The sequence below is a fragment of the Paenibacillus sp. FSL P4-0127 genome, from assembly GCF_038007325.1.
In the GTDB taxonomy this organism is placed as follows: Bacteria; Bacillota; Bacilli; order Paenibacillales; family Paenibacillaceae; genus Fontibacillus; species Fontibacillus macerans.
This window is the reverse complement of record NZ_JBBOWY010000001.1, coordinates 1425947-1443842: the sequence shown is the minus strand read 5'-3', so window position 1 is coordinate 1443842 and position 17896 is coordinate 1425947. Positions and strand designations below refer to the sequence as shown.

Genomic DNA, 17896 nt, shown 5'->3' with positions numbered 1-17896 from the left:
ACGCTAGGATTACGGCGAAAATCCGCACCGGTTGCACATTGCCCAGATTACAATAGTATCGCTCAAAAGGGCAAGCCAGGCAAGTACATCTATTGCCGCTTTACATTAACAACGGTGGAAAAAAACACCGCGCCTCCGCCCAGATCGGCAAGCCGGTCGGGCGTGAGGGCATTGGCCCGCGTGCGGCGTCCGTCTTCCTGCTCCCACCATAGCCCTTGGCTGACGACGATGCCCGGCAGCATTTTGTCGGTGACAGAGGTTTTTACCCGGTAGCTGCCGCGGTCGTTCCACACCGTTACCTCGTCGCCGTCTTCAATGCCGCGCTCCGCCGCGTCCTGCGGATGGATTTGCAGGAGCGGGCTTTTCTCGAGCGCGGTCAGCTTCTCCACGTTGCCGAACGTCGAGTTCAGGAAGCTGTGGTTCGGCGGCGAAATGAACATCAGCGGGTAAGCGTCCCCCTCGCCCGGCCGGCGTTCGCCGTCATAGCCTTCCCGCAGCGGCACGTAAGTGGGCAGCGGCGGCAGGCCGGCTCTCTCCATCGCGGCGGAATACAGTTCGATTTTGCCTGAAGGCGTCTTTAAGTTGTCCAAATAATCCTTCTGGTGCTCCATGTTCAGCTTGACGAAGCGCTGCTCCTGCAGCTTTTCCAGTGTAACGCCTTGCAAATAGGGGTTGTGCGGGAACTGCAAGGCTTGCCGGATCATATCCTCCTCGCTGTCCCGGAACGCTTCCTCCTCGAAGCCCATCGCCGCCGCCAGCAGCTTGAACGTCTCGACGTTGCTTTTGCTTTCGCCCCGGGCCGGAATGACCGGCTCCTGAAGCTGGACATAATGATGCCAATAAGAGCTGTACAAGTCCGTATTCTCAAAAGAGGACGTCGCCGGCAGCACGATGTCGGCGTATTTGGCCGTGTCCGTCAGGAACAGGTCGTGCACGACGGTAAACAGATCCTCCCGCCGGAGGCCCCGCTCCACCTTCCCGGTATCCGGCGCGACCACCGCCGGGTTGGAGCAATACACGAACAGCGCGCGGATCGGCGGATCGAGCGTCAGCAGCGCTTCGCCAAGCCGGTTCATGCTCACCGTGCGGGCGCCCGGGTTCGGCCGCAGATCGGGCCGCTCCAGCGCGGCCGCGTTCATTTTCCCGTAAGCGCCGTTCGACTTGTACGCACCGCCGCCGGGCACAAGCCACTGGCCGGTCAATGCCGGCAGGCAGCTGATCGTACGCACGTTCATGCCGCCGTTATCGTGGTGCTGCAGGCCGTTGCCGATGTGAATGTAAGCCGGCGAAGTCTCGCCGTACAAGACGGCCAGCTTGACGATGTCCTCCGCCGGCACGCCGGTGATCGCCGAAACGCGCTCCGGTGTATACTGCTTCACATGCTCGCGCAGCTCGGCGTGCCCGATCGTATACCGCTCCAGGAATGTTTCGTTCACGAGCCCGCGCTCGAACAGCACGTGCATGATTCCAAGCGCCAAGGCGCTGTCCGTTCCCGGATACAGCGGAATAAACCAGTCGGCCCGCTGCCCGGTGCGGTTGCGGTGCACGTCGATCACGACCAGCTGCGCCCCTTGCTTGCGGGCTTTTTCGATCAAAGCGACCTGGTGCATGTTCGTGCTGACGAGATTGCCGCCCCAAACAATGATCAGCTTCGCGTTTACCGTTTCCTCCGGGCTGGTCCCGCCGCCGAAGCCCATCGTATATTTCCAGCCCGCGTTCCCCGCGGAATTGCAAATCCCCTGCTGCAGCTGCGTCGTACCCAGCCGGTGGAAGAAGCGCCGGTCCATCCCGTCGACGCTGAGAATCCCCATATTGCCGTAAAAGCTGTACGGCATAATCGATTCCGGCCCATGCTCGCGGATAAGCTCCTTGTATCGCCCGGAGATTTCCGCCACCGCCTCGTCCCAGGTAATCCGCGCGAATTTCCCTTCGCCTTTGGCCCCGACCCGCTTGAGCGGATAGAGCACCCGTTCCGGATGGTAGACCCGCTCCGCCATATTGCGGACTTTGTTGCAAATCGCCCCCTGGGTCACCGGATGATCGGGATTACCCGTCACCTTCACGATTTTTCCGTTTTCTTTGTGAAGCAGCAAGCCGCAAGTATCGGGACAATCCAGCGGGCACACCGCCGGAAACGCCCCGTTCTCTTCGTGGATCATGTCTATCCCCTCCTGTCTTAGCTATTGTAGAAAAAAGCTTTTGCTTTTGTCTACTGCCGCAACACCTTGATTGGATATTTCCAATAGATCAGATTCACCAGAGCTTAAAATGCGCTAGCGTTACATTACCTCATGTACAAGACGACTTGTATTTCTAATATTTTTGAGATTTCCCGGAAAAGCTCAGGTTTTCGAATCGAAACTATCGTCCGCCGGATTTCAGTGAAATAAGCTCCATGGCAACCGTTACAATTTGAAATCAACGTTTTTGGAGCAAATAACGCGACTTATGCGAAATCAATTGGATTATCCCAATGAAATTACACAAAAAAGGCCGCCCCTCACCAAACCCTTAATGAGAAGCGGCCTGTCATGCCGTCACGGATCATGCCGGCCAATACGGATCAAGCCAATGATAGAGCTACTCCGAGTACACCTTAAATCTTACACCCTAAATCTCACGCCTTAAGCCCTTACGCCCTAAGCCGTTACATCCTAAGCCGTTCTGCTGCCCGTCTTAGCGGATACGGAAGCCCCTGCCCCCTGGCCTGCGCCGGAATCGGCTTTCGTTCCCCTATCCTTCAAATAAGCCGTCCAATACGCCCCGGCCACGAACAGCCCGCCGCCGGTCAAATTGCCGAGCCAAACCGGGACGAAATTGCCGAGATATTCGCTCCAGGAGTAATACCCTTCGAAAATCGCCGCCGGAATCAGAAACATATTGGCCACGACGTGCTGAAAGCCGATGGCGACAAACGCCATCGTCGGGAACCAGATGCCGAGGATTTTGCCGCTCATATTATCGGCCCCGTAAGACAGCCAGACGGCCAGGGCCACCAGCCAGTTGCAGCCGATCCCGGAAACAAACGCCGGCAGGAAGCTGTCGTCCAGCTTATGCCCCGCCATATCGACCAGTTTATCCAAATACGGCCCGCTTGCCGTCAATCCGACGACATGGCCGAAAAAATAAGCGACAAACAGCGCTCCGACAAAGTTGCTTAATGTGATCAGCACCAGGTTTTTGCACACTTCGCCGGTCGATATCCGCCCCGCCATCCGGGCCAGGGGAACGGCCATCATATTCCCCGTCAGCAACTCTCCGCCAGCCAAAAGCACGAGTATAAGGCCGATCGGGAACACCGCCGCGCCGATGAATGTGGCAAAGCTCCCCCACTCCTCCGGGGCGCTGGCGATGACGCGGATATCCAGCAGAAAACCGAGAGCGATAAACGCTCCGCCGAGAAACCCGAGGATCAGCACGGTCAACAGCGGATTATGCGCCTTTTTTATCCCGTTCTCCACGGTCACTTCGGCAATCTGCGCGGGTTTATGGTAAGCCATGATCAAGTCTCCTTCTATTCGTCTCACTTTACTGCCCGAGTCTATTGTAGCGTCCCCGCTTCCTCCAAATAAATAACATAAATCACGGATGGTGAAAAAATTCACATTTAATCCGCCAGCATTCCTCCCGTTACCGGTGTCCCTCTCCCCTTCTTCCCGCCAATGGCAAAAAAAGGCCGGCATCCGAAGCTCCGGGGGTTGATCCCGCTAGGCTTCTTCCGTCGGCCGATTATGGCCGCTTCGCGATAACGGCGAAAACGGCGAAGATTAAATTAATGGCTCGCTTTCTTCTGCCCCCGTCAAGCGTGCACAGACTCCTTGCTTGGCACCTCCGGCAGCACGCCAAGGCCGGCGCTGTTCAGGAAGTTCCACGGCTTGTTGTAATGCGGCTGGAAGAAGAAGTCGACAAAAGCCAGTTCCTCCATCTTCATGCCGTTTTGAATGCATACCGACATCGTGTTGATCGACTGGGTCAGATCCGCTTTCGACATAATTTGCGCGCCCAGGATGCGCCGCGTGTTCGGTTCGAAAACGACCTTTAGCGTAACCTGTTCATGGGTCGGCATGAATTCAGGCCGGTAATTGTCGTTAATAAGCACCGCCTCAGCCTCAAGCCCCGCATCCTTGGCGGCCGCTTCCGTCAAACCGGTTGCCGCGATGTTGTCCTCGTAAATCTTGATGCCCGAGGTTCCCTGGGTGCCAAGGTATTTTACGGTTGGCGCCGCCAGATTGCGGGCGACCAGCGTCCCCATGCGGACCGCGTTCGTGGCCAGCGGAATGTAGGCGTGTTTGCCGGTCGGGTTGTAAAACACCGCGCAGCTGTCGCCAGCCGCATAAACGTCCGGCTTGCTGGTGCGCATATATTCGTCGACGATGATCGCCCCATTGTCGAGCATATCTACTTGGCCTTCAAGCAGCCCGGTATTCGGACGGAAGCCAATGCACATGATCACCATGTCGGCGTCGTATTTACCCTGATCGGTCACGACGCGGGTTACCTTGCCTGCCTCGCCCTCAAAGCGGGTTACCTTCTGTCCGAGCGCCAGCCGAATACCGTGTTCGCTAAGCGATTGCTCGATTTTGTCCGTGTACTCCGGATCCAGGTATTTGCTCAAAATCCGCTCCTCCGCGTCGATCAAAGTGACCTGCTTGCCGTTCAATTGAAAAGCTTCCACAAGCTCCACGCCGATATAACCGGCGCCTACGACGACGATATTTTGCGCCTGTTTGGCCTTTTCGATAATCGTATTGGAATGGTTGAAGTTTTTCGAAAGCACAATGTTTTCCAGCTCAATGCCCGCGAATTTCGGCACGATCGGCCACGATCCGGTCGTCACGACCAGCTTGTCGAACGTGTCCTCGAACTCTTCGCCGGTGACCAAATTGCGGGCCTGCAGAGTTTTGGCGTCCGTATCGACCGCCACCACCTCATGGCGCATTTTCGTGTGGACCCCCAGCTCCGCCAGCTGCTCCGGCGAGGAGTAAAACAATCCTTGAGGGTCCTTCACCATACCGCCGACGTACAATGCGATCCCGCACGACAGGAACGAAATATTGTCGTTCCGTTCGTAGACGGTGATGTTTGCTTCCGGGTATAGTTTAGCGATATTGACGATAGCGGCCGTGCCTGCGTGCGTACATCCGATAACTGCTACTTTCATGATGGTTTCCTCCTCGAAATGTTTGTTTATTTTTCCACATATTCAGACATATAATGTGAAAGTGTTCACTTAAATAACTGGAATCTTGTGAAATGTTTCACCTTATGTTTTATATTATAGTGTGACATTTTTCACATTGCAAGAAAAAATAATTTTTTAATATTCATAATTTGACTCAAAACCGAGATCAGTGCTTGACAAAATAAATTATGATAGCGTTCGTGTCTTGGTATCCCTGCATGCTGCTTTGCACGATTATCCCTCTTGTTCAGGGGGTGGAGGGTAGGGGCTAATCACGGTCCTTTCATTTTTTCCCGGTGTTTTGCCCCATTCCTCCTGGCATGTCTGCATCACTTCTCCTAAACCTCCTTCTCACAAACCTGTCTAACGATCTCGAACTAATGATCTCGAACATGTCTGCTTCTCCCAAACCTATTTTCTTCTCCTGAAATTATCTTCCTCTCTTATATTCCTCTCTGCTTCCGGATCAAATGGGATAATCGTGCAAAGCGTCCGGACAGCGGATATTGATCTGCCGATATTTCTTGCCACGATCGCTTACCGGCCCTCCCTGTCGAGCGCTGATTATTAGGTAACCTAAAACGCCGTCTTTTCAAACAAATAAGGCAGTTGGGGTCCGTTAACGCAAAATAAAGCCGCTCCCGAAAGCGGCAGCCAAGTTACTGCGCTTTGGAAGCGGCTATTTTTTCCATGATCTCAAGACGTTTGGCTTCCCTCTCCTGCTTGGTCAGCTTCGGGCAGCCGTAGCAATAGCCGTGCCCGGTATCCGTCCGGTAGGCCAGGCAGCAAGTCGGCTTCATCGGCGTTTTCTCGCCCGGCCGGTAAGGATCGTCCAGCAAAACCTCCTTAACGTTAAAAGGATTCCGCTTCAGTCCAAACCACGCGGCAGGCAGCTCTTTGGCGAGATAGCCGTAATCCTCCATCAGCCGGGAGCGCAGCGCCTCGTCCTCCAGCTTGCCGGCGATCGCGCGGATATAATACTGCACGCCCAGCGGAATCTGCCCCCACAGCTGCGTCAGCGGCACCCCGGATACGGCCGCGATGTTCTCCATCACCGGGCGCAGCGCCTCCGCGTAGAATCCGCCCAGCTCGTTTTCCCGCCACGCGTTCCTTTCTCCTTGCGGCCAGGGTGCTTCGCCCGGATCGTTCAAGACGAAATAAACCCACGGAAAATCATTGACTAGAACGACCTGAATAGTGAGATTTTCAAGCGAAAAACAAAGCCGGCCCGGCGCCGCGGACAGCATATACTGCATCGCCGTGCACAACGCCCGCCAGGTGGCAGCGAAATACGTCGCCGCCACCTGGATGTCGAGCCCCTTAATCTGCTCCCGGTACAATTTCAGAAAAGACTCCATAGGTTCGCGATCCGTCAGCTCGGCTGCCGGCATCGTGAGCAGGGCGTCTTGGCGTTTCTTCGTCACGATTCCCAATTGCTGTTCAAGCAGCTCATAATCGATTGGCATTCTTTTTTCCTCCAGCCCTGTTTCTCCCGCCGTTTTCAACTACAGGAACGAAACCACTTTGCGCTCGGGTTCCTCCCGCCCGTCTTTGGCCGCAGGGCGCACCTTGCCTTCGGCAGCGGCGCGGTAGAGCTCGTAAGGAAGACACAGCGGCACCCCGCTGCGCGGGTCCGTTACAATATCCGCTTCAATGCCGAACACGTCGCGCAGCACGGCGGAAGTAACCACCTCTTCAGGAGTTCCCGAAGCTACGGCCTGGCCCTTTTTGATTGCGATCATATAATGGGCGTACCGTGCGGCATGGTTTAAGTCATGCACAACCATCACAATCGTGCGTTGCGATGCCGCGTTCAATTCCTCCAACAGCTGCAGCACTTCCAGTTGATGCGCCATGTCGAGGAAGGTCGTCGGCTCGTCGAGGAACAGAATATCGGTCTCCTGTGCCAGCGCCATGGCGATCCAGGCCCGCTGACGCTGCCCGCCGGACAAATGCTCCAAAGCGCGATCGGCAAATTCGTTCATCCGCGTCGCTTCGATCGCCCACTCGACGATTTTGCGGTCCTCCGCCTTTAACCCGCCGAAGCCTTTTTGATGGGGAAAACGTCCGTACGACACCAATTCGTACACCGTCAGCCCCTCCGGCGCCGTCGGGTTCTGCGGCAGGATGGCCAGCTGCTTGGCGACTTCCCGAGTCGATTGTTTATGAATCGACTTGCCGTTCAGCAGTACAGTCCCGCCCTTCGGCTGCAAAATCCGGGCCATCGTTTTTAAAACCGTGGATTTGCCGGAGCCGTTGGCGCCAACCAGCGCCGTAATTTTTCCTTCCGGAATGGAAATATTCAAGTCCTCGACAATCAAGCGGTCCTCGTAGGCAATATCCAAATGGGAAGTTTTTAATGAAACCATGGCACTCTTCCTTTCCGTATGCAGCCCTTAATTTCTCATGCGTTTATGCGCTTAGATGCGTTTATCCGTATTCGTTAATTTTGCGCTCATCCACGCCAGTTTCCAACATCTATGTTCAGCTTCATCAAGACTTCATTTATTTTTCATCTTTATCTTTAAAGATACTGATAATCATTATCATTTGTCAACTGTTAAATTCACTTTTACCCCTTCAGCGGGCCTGCTCTCAAGCGGAATTCATTCAGCGGTTGCCGGCGGCGGCCGTTAATGCTATCAGCCATACAATTCATACATCCTCATATTGGAAAAATCCAATCAAGCCGTTATATTCCCTCAAACATGCGAAAAAGACGCCGACAGGCGCCCTTTTGTTTTGACGTTTATTCTTGTATATTCATTGTTGCTGGCCGGATACCGGCACGGCATCATAGTACTCTTCCAGCGTAATGCCGCGTTCGGCGATGTCCGCCGCAATCTCTTTACCGACATAGCGGAGGTGCCATGGCTCGTATTTATACCCGGTAATGTCCTCTTTGCCTTCCGGATAGCGGATAATAAAGCCGTATTCCGTTGCATGATCGGCCAGCCAGGCCGCTTCCTTCGTATCGCCGAAGCAGCTTTCCGCCGCGCATTTGCCGTCGCTGCCGGAAACGTCGATCGCCAGCCCGGTCTCGTGCTCGCTGTGGCCGGGAACGGCGCTGTAGGTTTTGGCTTTCTCTTCCCCGTCCTTCTCTACGTACCGGTTAAACAAAGCGGTCTGCGTTTTGTGCGAACGATACGCGGATACGCCGGCGAGATAGATTCCGTCTTGTTCGGCGCCGGCAAACAGCTCCTTCAAAGCCTCCGCCGCCTCTTTGCGCATCATCCGCTTTTCGATTTTTTCCTTGAACGTGAACCGGACATCAGGATACACGAGATCCTTCGGCTCGTAGTCGTCCGGCAAGGCAAACTGCTTATTAATCAAAACGGCGGTGCTGTACGGATCGGAGGCCGCGGCCGTATCCACGCTTTGGCCGTTGTCGGCGCCGGAATCGGCCGGGCCTTGGCCAGGCGAATTTTCAGCGCCGGACCCATTTCCCGCGCCCGAACCCGCCGTTCCGGAATCAGCCGGGTTATTCGCGTTATCATCAGGATTCACCGCTCCATTGTCCCCGGTTTCGCCTCCCGCGGCGGCGTTTCCTCCAGCGCCCGCTCCTCCGTTTGCCTCCCCGGCATTCTCCGTTCCCGGTGACGAAACTTGCGGCGCGTCCGCTTCTTTATCTCCGCAGCCCGCAAAAAGCGCCGCCGCCATCATCAATATGACCGCTGCCGTCAGCGTGCCTTTCTTGCTGTACATCCTGGTTCCTCCCCATTAGGTCGATCGCTAGCAGCTTTAAGCAACAAACCTTGTAGTCTTGTTTTGCAATTCATCTATAATTTTAACGAAAACCTTAGGAAATTAGTTGCATGGAAAATAACGACGGCGCCGGGATTGGCCAAGGCGCACGGCTCCTGGCGCGCCGGATCGCATATTGGCGCAAAGCGCGCCGGGATCGCCGCACCGGCCGCACCGGTTGCCAATGGCGCCGGGCTACCGTCCCCGGCGCCCGTGCCCGCCGCCGCGGCGGCTCTGCCCTTGCGCGCGCGCAGCGCCTCCGCCGGAGCCGCGCTGCGTGCGCGCACTTTCGCCGCGGCGTTTCCCCGCGCCGCGGCTTCCCCGTGCCGGCGCCCCACCGTCGCCGGCCGAGCGCCCGCGCCCGCCGGCCGCTTCGCGGCCAGGGCGGCCGGGCGCGCGCTTCGCGCCGCCGTGCTTCGCGCGGCGCGCCGTTTCCTCCACCGGGGCCGAGTCCAGCCGGCCGCCGGCGGAGCCCCGGGCGGCGCCGCTCCCCGCGCCGCCCGCAGCATAGCGCTGCCGCTCCAGCTTGCGGTCGATACCCCGCTCGATCAGGCGCAGCGCCTCGATGTCCTTCGGCGCCGCAAACGTGACCGCCACGCCCTCCTGCCCGGCGCGGCCGGTCCGCCCGATACGGTGGATGTAGCTGTCCACGTCATGCGGGATGTCGTAGTTGAACACATGCGTGACTCCTTCGACATCGATGCCGCGCGCCGCCACATCCGTAGCCACCAGCAGCTCCAGCTTGGCCTCGCGGAAGGCGCGCATCACCTGCTCGCGTTTCGCCTGCGACAGATCGCCGTGCAGTTCGTCCGATTTAAATCCAGCCTCCTGCAGCGCCTCGTTCAGCTTGCTCGCCCGCCGCTTCGTCCGGCAAAAGATCACCGCCAAATACGGGCGCTCCCCGCGGATCTTCTCGATCAGCGCGGCCTGCTTCGTCCGGTCCGTACATTCCACCAAAACCTGCCGAATGCTGTCTAAGGTCACGCGCGGCGTTTCCGCAACGCGGATATCCCGCGGACGATCCATGTACGTGCGGGCCAAACGCTTTACACGATCGGGCATCGTCGCCGAGAACAGCATCGTCTGACGGCTGCGCGGCACCTGCAAAATGATCTCCTCCACCTCGGCCAAAAAGCCCATATGCAGCATCTGATCCGCTTCATCAAGCACCAGCATCCGCACGGCGCCAAGCGTCAGCGAGCCGCGCCGCAAGTGGTCGAGCAGCCGGCCGGGGGTTCCGATGACAAGCTGGGCGCCGCCCTTAAGCTTGCGCAGTTGCCGCTCCACATCCTGTCCGCCATAGGCGGCCAGCAAAGACAAGCCCTCCCGGGCTTGCGCCAGCTTGCGGGCCTCGGCCGTAATCTGCAGCGCCAGCTCCCGGGTCGGGGTGATGATCAGCGCCTGGGCCTCCTGCTTGTCCGGACGGATGTTCTCCAAAATCGGCAGCAAAAAAGCGAGCGTCTTACCCGTGCCGGTCTGCGCCTGCACGATTGCGTCCTCCCCGGCGAGCAGCGCCGGAATCGCCGCCGCCTGCACCGGGGTCGGATTGGCGATGCCTTGTTCCCGCAGCCTGCGAAGCAGCGCGGGCGAAATGCCCAGGTTTTCAAAAGTCGTCAACAAATTCACCTCATATTCTAGGATAAGCCGAACGAATGATGCCGACTAGGCCAGGGGGAGGCAGCCCCCATGCTCGCATCGCCGGTTTCAACCTATCGCCGGCGCACCTAATTCCAGTTCGTCCAATGCCGGTCTGTCCTATGCCAATTCGTCTTTTGCCAGTTCGTTCTTTGCCGATTCGTTCTTTGCCGGTTCATCCCGTTTCTGTTCAGCCATTTTCCGGTTCAACCGATTTAACGGCCGCCGTTTCGGGGCGGCAACCTTCTTATTGTAACAGACGATCCGCGGCACGGCGAGCTAAAACCGCCCCGAGCGGAAGATCGAATACAGCAGCCACAGGAACATCAGCAGCGCCACGACGAAGCCGATTTCGATCGCCGGAACGTCCCACAGTATCGTCGGCTGCCGGCTCAGTGACGAGCCGACGATCAAGCCGACCATGATGATGCTGAACGAAAGGAGAACGATGCTGAAGGACAAACGGTTGCTGATTTGATCCAGCTTGCGGAGAAACTGCTCCATCTCCGGGAAATCCATCTCCATCTTGATCTTCCCTTTGCCAAGCATCGTCGACAGCCGGCGCAGCTGCTGCGGCAGGTCGACCACAGAATCGGTCAATTCGGCCGCCCCTTCGATCAGCTTCTTCGTGAGCCGGCGCGACCCGTATTTCTCCCGCAGCAGCTTGCGCCCGAACGGCTCGGCCATGTCGAGAATGCGCAAGTTCGGGTCAAGGCTTAGCGCCACGCCTTCCACCGTAAGCAGCGCCTTCCCGAGCAGCAAGAGATCGGCGGGCAGGGTGATCCGGTGCCGCCGGGCGGTCACAAACAGATCGTTTAACGCCTGGCCGACCTGAATTTCGGCGAAGGGGATATCGTAATACCTGTCCCGCAGCCGCTCCAGATCCATGCGCAGCCCCGCCGTATCGGAGGCGTCATCCACCAGCCCCATGCGCAGGATCGCCCGTACCATACCTTCGGTGCTGCGCCGCATCAAAGCGATCACCAGCGAGGAGAGGTGGTCCTTCATGTCGCTGCTGAGCCGGCCGACCATGCCGAAATCGATAAACGCCAACTCCCCCCGCTCCGTCACAAGCAGGTTGCCGGGATGGGGGTCGGCGTGAAAGAAGCCGCCTTCAAAAATTTGCCGCAGCAGGGCATCCACGAGGCGCTGGGCGATCGTCTTCCGGTCGAAGCGGACTTCCGCCCGCCCGTTCAGCCGGTTCAAATGCACGCCGTCGACAAAGTCCATCGTAAGCACCTTGGACGTTGTGTAGTGCCAATAAACCCCGGGGATGTAGATCCCTTCCCCTTCCTTGAATTGCCGGCGGATTTTCTCCATGTTCCGCCCTTCATGGCTGTAGTCCAGCTCGGCCCGGATCGACCGGGAAAATTCCTCGACCATCTGCGGAATTTGATACTGGGAAACCCAGGACCACCGTTTATTCGCCAGCGCCGTCAAGTGCTTCAGAATGTCCAGGTCGCGCTCGATGACCGGAATAACGCCGGGACGCTGAATTTTGACGGCGACCCGCTCGCCGCTCGTCAGCCGCGCCCGGTGAACCTGCCCGATCGACGCCGCAGCCAGCGGCGTCTCGTCGAAGCTGGCCAGCAGTTCCCCGACCGGCATCTGCAGCTCCTGCTCCAAAATCGCCTTCGCTTCTTCGGCGGAAAAAGGCGGCACCTGATCCTGAAGCTTGACAAGCTCCTGAACGATCGGTTCCGGAAGCAAATCGGAGCGCGTGCTGGCCAGTTGCCCGGCCTTAATAAAGGTCGGGCCCAATTCCTCCAGCACCAGCCGGATCCGCTCGGCCAAAGTTCGCGTTTCCAGCGGCCCGGCCTTGCGCCACCACCGCAGCGGACCTCGAATGAGCCGGGTTAACCCGATCTCTTCGGCCATAAACCCAAAGCCATGGCGCACCAGCGCCATGGCGATTTCCCGGTATCTTCCGTTATGACGGACAAAGCTGCCCATGGGTCTACGGCTGCTGCAGCTCGGCGAGCTTCAGCTCCAGTTCGGCCACCCTGCGGGTCAGTTCCTCCACCTCTTTGGCCGAGGCGAGCCCCATGGTTTGAAGCGCGGATCTCACCTGTTCGTTAACGAGTTCCTTGAATCTTCCCTGTTCCTCGGCGCCTTTGTCGATCAGCTTCTCCACCAGCTGTTTCGATTCGGATGGAGCCAGTTCGCCGCGCTTCACCAGATCGTCCACAATCCCTTCGATCTTTTCCTTGCTCACGATCGTAAGGCCCCAACCTAAAGAAATCGCCTTTTTCAACAAATCGCTCATAACCAATCATCCTTTCCGTCATAGGTTTGGATATTGCTTATCATTACTGCATCAGCGGCGCGGCTTCTCCGGCATAATACCGGGCCAATTCGACGATCATGCTGCCCATTCGCTCTTCCTTGGGGGCCAGCACGCGCGGAACCCCGGCCTCCCGCAGCCCGGACGCCGTCACCTTGCCTACGGCGACGGCCAGCACCGGCCCCTCCAGCGCCTGCATCAGCGCCTCGAGCCGCCCCCTCTTCTCCGCATGCTCCATGAGAAAACGGACCTGCGGCCCGCTCGTGAACGTCACGGCGTCCACCTTCCCCTCCACGATGTCGGCAAGCAGTTCTTCCAGCGCTTCCTCCGGCGGCGCAATATGGCGATACGGCAAGACCTGGCGGCAGCTTGCCCCTTGCTCTTCCAGCCACGCGGTCAGCCGCGGGGCGGGGTCGCCGTGCAGCTGCAGCATCACGCTTTTTCCCGTGAAATCATGCTCCGCCAGTCCCCGGATCAAGCCTTCCGTACTGCCGTCGTCATCGCGGACGAGCGGCGTCAACTGCCGTTTTTTGAGGGCGTTTGCCGTCTTGTACCCCCGGGCGGCAATGGCATTCCTGCGCAGGTTCTCCCAAAGCTGCTGAGCCGCCCCCATATCCTCGGCCATCTCGAACACGGCTTCCAGCCCCATGCCGGTGGTGAAGATCGACCAGTCCGGCGGAGTCTCCACCCAGGCCGCTATACCGCTCCGCAGATCCGCGTCGTCCAGCAGAACCGTTCCTTGGGCCGGCCGGTACAGCGGAATTCCCCCGAGGTTTTCCACCAGCTTCCCCAGTTCCTCCGCCCGGCGAGGACCTGTCAACGCAATCCTTTTCCCTTCCAATCTCCGCGCCATATTTACCTCCCCAAAATCAGCCTGTTTTCTACTACCAGCTTATACGACCGAGGGGAGGAAGTAAATCCCAAGGCCCGCACGTCAGCCCGATTTCGGTTTGACCTTTCGCGGCCATAACGCGGCGAACAATACGATCGGCAGCACCAGTTCGAAGATCAGCGCCACCAGCGGCCATACGTAATTGAAGTTGAATTGCTGCAAGGCGTTTTTGAAAAACCAGATGGAGCACACGAACGCCAGCGCGCCCGCGGGGGCCGTCATAAGGCGGCCGGACAATTTCGGCACGACCATCTGCATTAAATAGCACAGCACGTAGATATCAAAGCCGATTTTGCCCAGCGCCGTCGGATACCATAGTCCTACGACAAGCAGATCGAAGCGGTCCATGAAATCGGTGATCTGCAATTGCCGGATAAGCTCGTATCCCGAATGCGTCAATTTGCCGGTCAGCGGCACACCCATGACCAGTTCGGTCATAAGCAGGGTGCCGAGAAGCAGCGCCGAGGTGGCGATCAAACCGGCAAGCACGCCCGCAGGACGGTAATACTTTCCCGAAATGACGAGCGGCAGGGCGATGATTTCCCCCAAATAAGGGACCGCGTACCATGCGCCCTTGGCGATGCCTATCCAATCGAAGGAAAAGTAAGGAACCATGTACTTGATATGTATATTCCTTAGCATGATGACGCTGACGGCGGTCAGGACGGAGATCATGATAGGCACATAGATTTCGCTGAGCCCGAGGAAGGCCCGGATTCCCCCCTGCGAAATATAGACTGCCGTGGCGGTGATCATGATCCCCAAAATCAAGATCGGCGTCCGGTTCAGCAGCACCGAATTCGTAAAATCGGCAAGGATGCGGATATCTCTGGCGGCGATGAACAGAAAAAAGAGAAGGTACATTCCCAACAGGACCCGGCCGCTCCCCGGAAATCTCTCCACGACCGCCTGCATCAGATTTTTGTCGGGAAACCGCTTCAGCACCGCCGAAAGCAGCCACAGGGACAACACGCAAACCCCGCAGCCAAAGACGAAGGAGATCGCGGCATGCTGCCGGGCCACATCCGCCATTGGCGAAAATGTCTGCAAAAACGTCAAGGAGTTGATATACAGCAAGCCAAGCAGCGCGATTTGCCGCTCCGTTATTTTTCTCATCGTAATTAATGCTCTCTCCTTCCATAATCTCTTTAAGGAAAAGGCACAAGCGGCCGGAGCACCTTGCCCAGCCATTCGCTTGGGTAAAAGAGCTGAGGCGACAGCATGGTATAGAGCAGGATGCCGAGGGAAACGGCCATCATGCCGTAGGAAAACCACCGGTTTATGGGGGGCTCCTCCCTCATCGCTTCCTGGTCCCGCCATACGCCGAAGGCCATAAGCATCAGCAGCAGCAAGACGATATCAATCATTGCGGAGCCGATCCTCCCTTACGCCAAGCGAATTGATCAATTCGCCGGTATTTTCCAGATGAACGTGAGAGTGCACGCGGACTTCGACCTCCGGGAGCACATCGTTCCAGCGGTTATGCACTTTTGCCCATTCCGCCGGGTAGGCGTTGTGAAAAGAGTTGCCGATTCCGAATATGTCCGAACGGTACTCCTTCAGCACTTTGTTCGCCACCTCGCGAACGCGTTCCGCCACAAAGTCATTGCATTGCTTTTCCAGTTTGCCCATCATGGTGGACTCCAGGTTCACGTTCGACGTATTTTCCACAAGCAGCCCTTTGGCCTGGATATAGATGTCCGCGACAATTTGCGAGTTCTTCAGGCGAGTCCGGATTTTGGAATTCGTTTCGTTCAGGCTTACCGTGATCATTTGGTCGGGGTTGCCGCCTTCATACCGGACGCTGACTTTGGGATCGATCGCCTCGTTCATCGCCAGCAGCGCCATCGCTCCATCGTCCGTGTCCAAAAAACCGACCAGCTTGTCTGTACGGAGGACGCCCAGCCCATCCAGCCGAACGAGGCTTTGACCGTCGCCGACCTTGTCCGGGGCGCTTTCCCCCAAGGTAACGGCCGGAATCGCCGGGTCGATCCCTTCCGTGAGCAGCTGGTTGGACAGTTTTTGCACACTCATCGCCGATTTCATTCCCGATTTGGCGATTTCCCGGATCATCTCGGCGGGAACCTGCTCGATCGGGGCGTCCGCCCCCAACACTTTGTATGCGGGGCCGCGGGTAACCACAATGTAGGTGGTTAGGCGGTTTTGCGGAAAACGGGCGAACGTATCGATCTGCTCGCCGATTCCCGTCCGGGCAAATTCTTCGCCGTACAACGTTACCCGGCGGTGGGAATAGTTCAGCACGCGGGACAGGCTGGTCTGCATTTCCTTATTTGCGGTATAAACCGTCGGCGCCGTCTTGGACAGCATCAGAAACGTTTTGCTCCCGGATGTGCCGCCGCCTCCTCCCTCGCTTCCCGCCCCGCCCAATTGGCTTGGGAGAGCGATCTGAACCGTTGAGCGGATAAGGCCGTTTTCCTTATCGATGGAAGATCCGAGCACAAAAGCGATGTCGTTCACTTCAATCCGGTCCCAGCAGCCGGTCAGCAGAAGGGGAAGCAGCACCAACGTCAGTAGGAAACACGGTGTTTTTCGGTTCACCTTGTTCACCATCCCTCGGTGGTATCATTGCCCAGCCGCCGGGTTTTGCCGATTCTCCGGATATTGTCCGCCGCGTCGGCGGCCGGCCGTTTTTTCATCTTCCACATCGGGACGCGGCTGAAGATATCTTTCATATCCCTGGGCCGGTAAGGAGCGACCCCAGTCATATAGGGAACGCCAAAAGATTTTAATTGCGTCAGATGCACGATAATCCAAACCGCGCCGACCACGATGCCGAACAATCCGAAAGCGCCGGCTAATATCATGATCGGAAAGCGCAGCATGCGGATGGTGACGGCCAAGCTGAACCGCGGAATCGTAAACGAGGCGATGCCGGTGAGCGACACCACGATAACCATCGGCGCCGAGACGATCCCCGCCTGAACCGCGGCCTGGCCGATGACCAGCGCCCCTAAAATGCTGACGGCTTGTCCCACCGTTTTGGGCAGTCGGATGCCGGCTTCGCGCAGCGCCTCAAACGAGATTTCCATAATGAAAGCCTCGACGAGGGCGGGAAACGGGATTGCTTCCCGGGCGGCGGCAACGCTCAAAATGAGCGTCGACGGCAGCATATCCTGATGGAACGTCGTCACGGCAATATATAACCCCGGCAGAAACAAGGCGACGCACAGGAAAAAAATACGAATCCAGCGGATCATGTTGCTGATAAAAAACCGCTCGTAATAATCCTCGCTGGCCTGCAGCATCTGCCACAAAGTTACCGGCGCGATCAGCGCAAACGGCGTACCGTCGACGAAGATCGCCACTCTGCCCTCCAGGAGCTGGGCGGCTACGGTATCCGGCCTTTCCGTATATTGCATTTGGGGAAACGGAGACGACGGATTATCCTCAATCCATTCCTCGATATATCCCGTCTCCAGAATCCCGTCGATGTCAATCGCCTCGAGCCGTTGTTTGACGTCGTTAATCAGATGTTCTTCGGCGATGTTTTCGATATACGCAATGGCTACATCCGTCTTCGTCACCTTGCCGATCACCATGTCGATCAGCTTCAGCTTCTCCGTCTTGATTTTGAAGCGGATTAGCGCGGTATTGATCCGCAGCGATTCGGTAAAGCCTTCGCGCGGTCCGCGAATGACCGCCTCGGTCTGCGGCTCCTGCACGCTCCGGCGCGAACCGCCCTTCACGTTGAAGAGGAGCGCCTCATCCATCCCTTGGATAAAAACCGCCACGTTCGACGTCAGGACGGCATTAATCACCTTTTCCCAGTCGGAGCTCGCATCGGTTTGGCTGATGGAAACCCGCTTGAACGAAATCGGGTACGGATTGTCCGGCAGGACGCCGGCCAGCCCCTGAATGACGGGACGCAGAATATGCTCCTGCACGTCCTCCACTTTGATGATCCCTTCGATGTAGACGAGCAGGCCCTTAATGTAGTCCGTTAACTGGACCTCGCGGTAAATGACGTCCGAGCAGTCCTGGAATACTTTTTTGACGGTTTTCGTGTTTTTCGTCAGATCGCGGCTGACTTTCTCCCTCACTGCAACACAACTCCCTGCGGTCAACTGTTCATCGTTAACAAGATGTAGAATGTACCATTCGGGGAATAATATGTAGCCGGAGGGAAAGAAAAAAAGCT

Annotated in this window: 14 protein-coding genes; all 14 read right to left on the bottom strand. The window is 57.4% G+C overall.

What is annotated here, in order from left to right:
* Nucleotides 1-89: 89 nt before the first annotated feature.
* The gene (locus tag NYE74_RS06355) at nt 90-2159 is read right to left on the bottom strand and encodes a molybdopterin-containing oxidoreductase family protein (RefSeq protein ID WP_341004648.1); all 2070 of its coding nucleotides are present in this window, start codon (nt 2157-2159) and stop codon (nt 90-92) included.
* Between the two features lie 495 nt (nt 2160-2654).
* The gene (locus NYE74_RS06350; RefSeq protein ID WP_036619166.1) at nt 2655-3500 is read right to left on the bottom strand and encodes a formate/nitrite transporter family protein; all 846 of its coding nucleotides are present in this window, start codon (nt 3498-3500) and stop codon (nt 2655-2657) included.
* A gap of 299 nt (nt 3501-3799) precedes the next feature.
* Entirely contained in the window at nt 3800-5161 is a 1362-nt protein-coding gene (locus NYE74_RS06345) for an FAD-dependent oxidoreductase (protein WP_124332441.1), read from the bottom strand.
* A gap of 680 nt (nt 5162-5841) precedes the next feature.
* On the bottom strand, nt 5842-6648 hold the full coding sequence (locus tag NYE74_RS06340; RefSeq protein WP_036627405.1) for a hypothetical protein: 807 nt from the start codon (nt 6646-6648) through the stop codon (nt 5842-5844).
* A gap of 39 nt (nt 6649-6687) precedes the next feature.
* Nucleotides 6688-7551, bottom strand: a complete 864-nt coding sequence (locus NYE74_RS06335; protein WP_036619164.1) for an ABC transporter ATP-binding protein — start codon at nt 7549-7551, stop codon at nt 6688-6690.
* Nucleotides 7552-7945: 394 nt separating this feature from the next.
* A complete protein-coding gene (locus tag NYE74_RS06330; RefSeq protein WP_036619162.1) occupies nt 7946-8887 on the bottom strand; it encodes a M15 family metallopeptidase in 942 nt (313 codons plus the stop codon).
* Between the two features lie 234 nt (nt 8888-9121).
* Nucleotides 9122-10543: a DEAD/DEAH box helicase gene (locus tag NYE74_RS06325; RefSeq protein WP_115311328.1), complete on the bottom strand. Its 1422-nt coding sequence runs from the start codon at nt 10541-10543 to the stop codon at nt 9122-9124.
* A gap of 297 nt (nt 10544-10840) precedes the next feature.
* A complete protein-coding gene (locus NYE74_RS06320) occupies nt 10841-12514 on the bottom strand; it encodes an ABC1 kinase family protein (RefSeq protein ID WP_155619344.1) in 1674 nt (557 codons plus the stop codon).
* A 4-nt stretch (nt 12515-12518) separates the two neighbouring features.
* The gene (locus NYE74_RS06315) at nt 12519-12827 is read right to left on the bottom strand and encodes a phasin family protein (RefSeq protein ID WP_036619157.1); all 309 of its coding nucleotides are present in this window, start codon (nt 12825-12827) and stop codon (nt 12519-12521) included.
* A gap of 43 nt (nt 12828-12870) precedes the next feature.
* Nucleotides 12871-13698, bottom strand: a complete 828-nt coding sequence (locus NYE74_RS06310) for a uroporphyrinogen-III synthase (RefSeq protein WP_270619905.1) — start codon at nt 13696-13698, stop codon at nt 12871-12873.
* A gap of 81 nt (nt 13699-13779) precedes the next feature.
* The gene (locus NYE74_RS06305; RefSeq protein WP_036619152.1) at nt 13780-14853 is read right to left on the bottom strand and encodes a GerAB/ArcD/ProY family transporter; all 1074 of its coding nucleotides are present in this window, start codon (nt 14851-14853) and stop codon (nt 13780-13782) included.
* 32 nt (nt 14854-14885) lie between these two features.
* Nucleotides 14886-15104, bottom strand: a complete 219-nt coding sequence (locus NYE74_RS06300; RefSeq protein WP_036619150.1) for a hypothetical protein — start codon at nt 15102-15104, stop codon at nt 14886-14888.
* On the bottom strand, nt 15097-16296 hold the full coding sequence (locus NYE74_RS06295) for a Ger(x)C family spore germination protein (RefSeq protein ID WP_036627402.1): 1200 nt from the start codon (nt 16294-16296) through the stop codon (nt 15097-15099). Before NYE74_RS06295 ends, NYE74_RS06300 begins: the two co-directional genes overlap by 8 nt.
* A 5-nt stretch (nt 16297-16301) precedes the next feature.
* Entirely contained in the window at nt 16302-17798 is a 1497-nt protein-coding gene (locus NYE74_RS06290) for a spore germination protein (RefSeq protein ID WP_240534083.1), read from the bottom strand.
* Between the last annotated feature and the right edge of the window lie 98 nt (nt 17799-17896).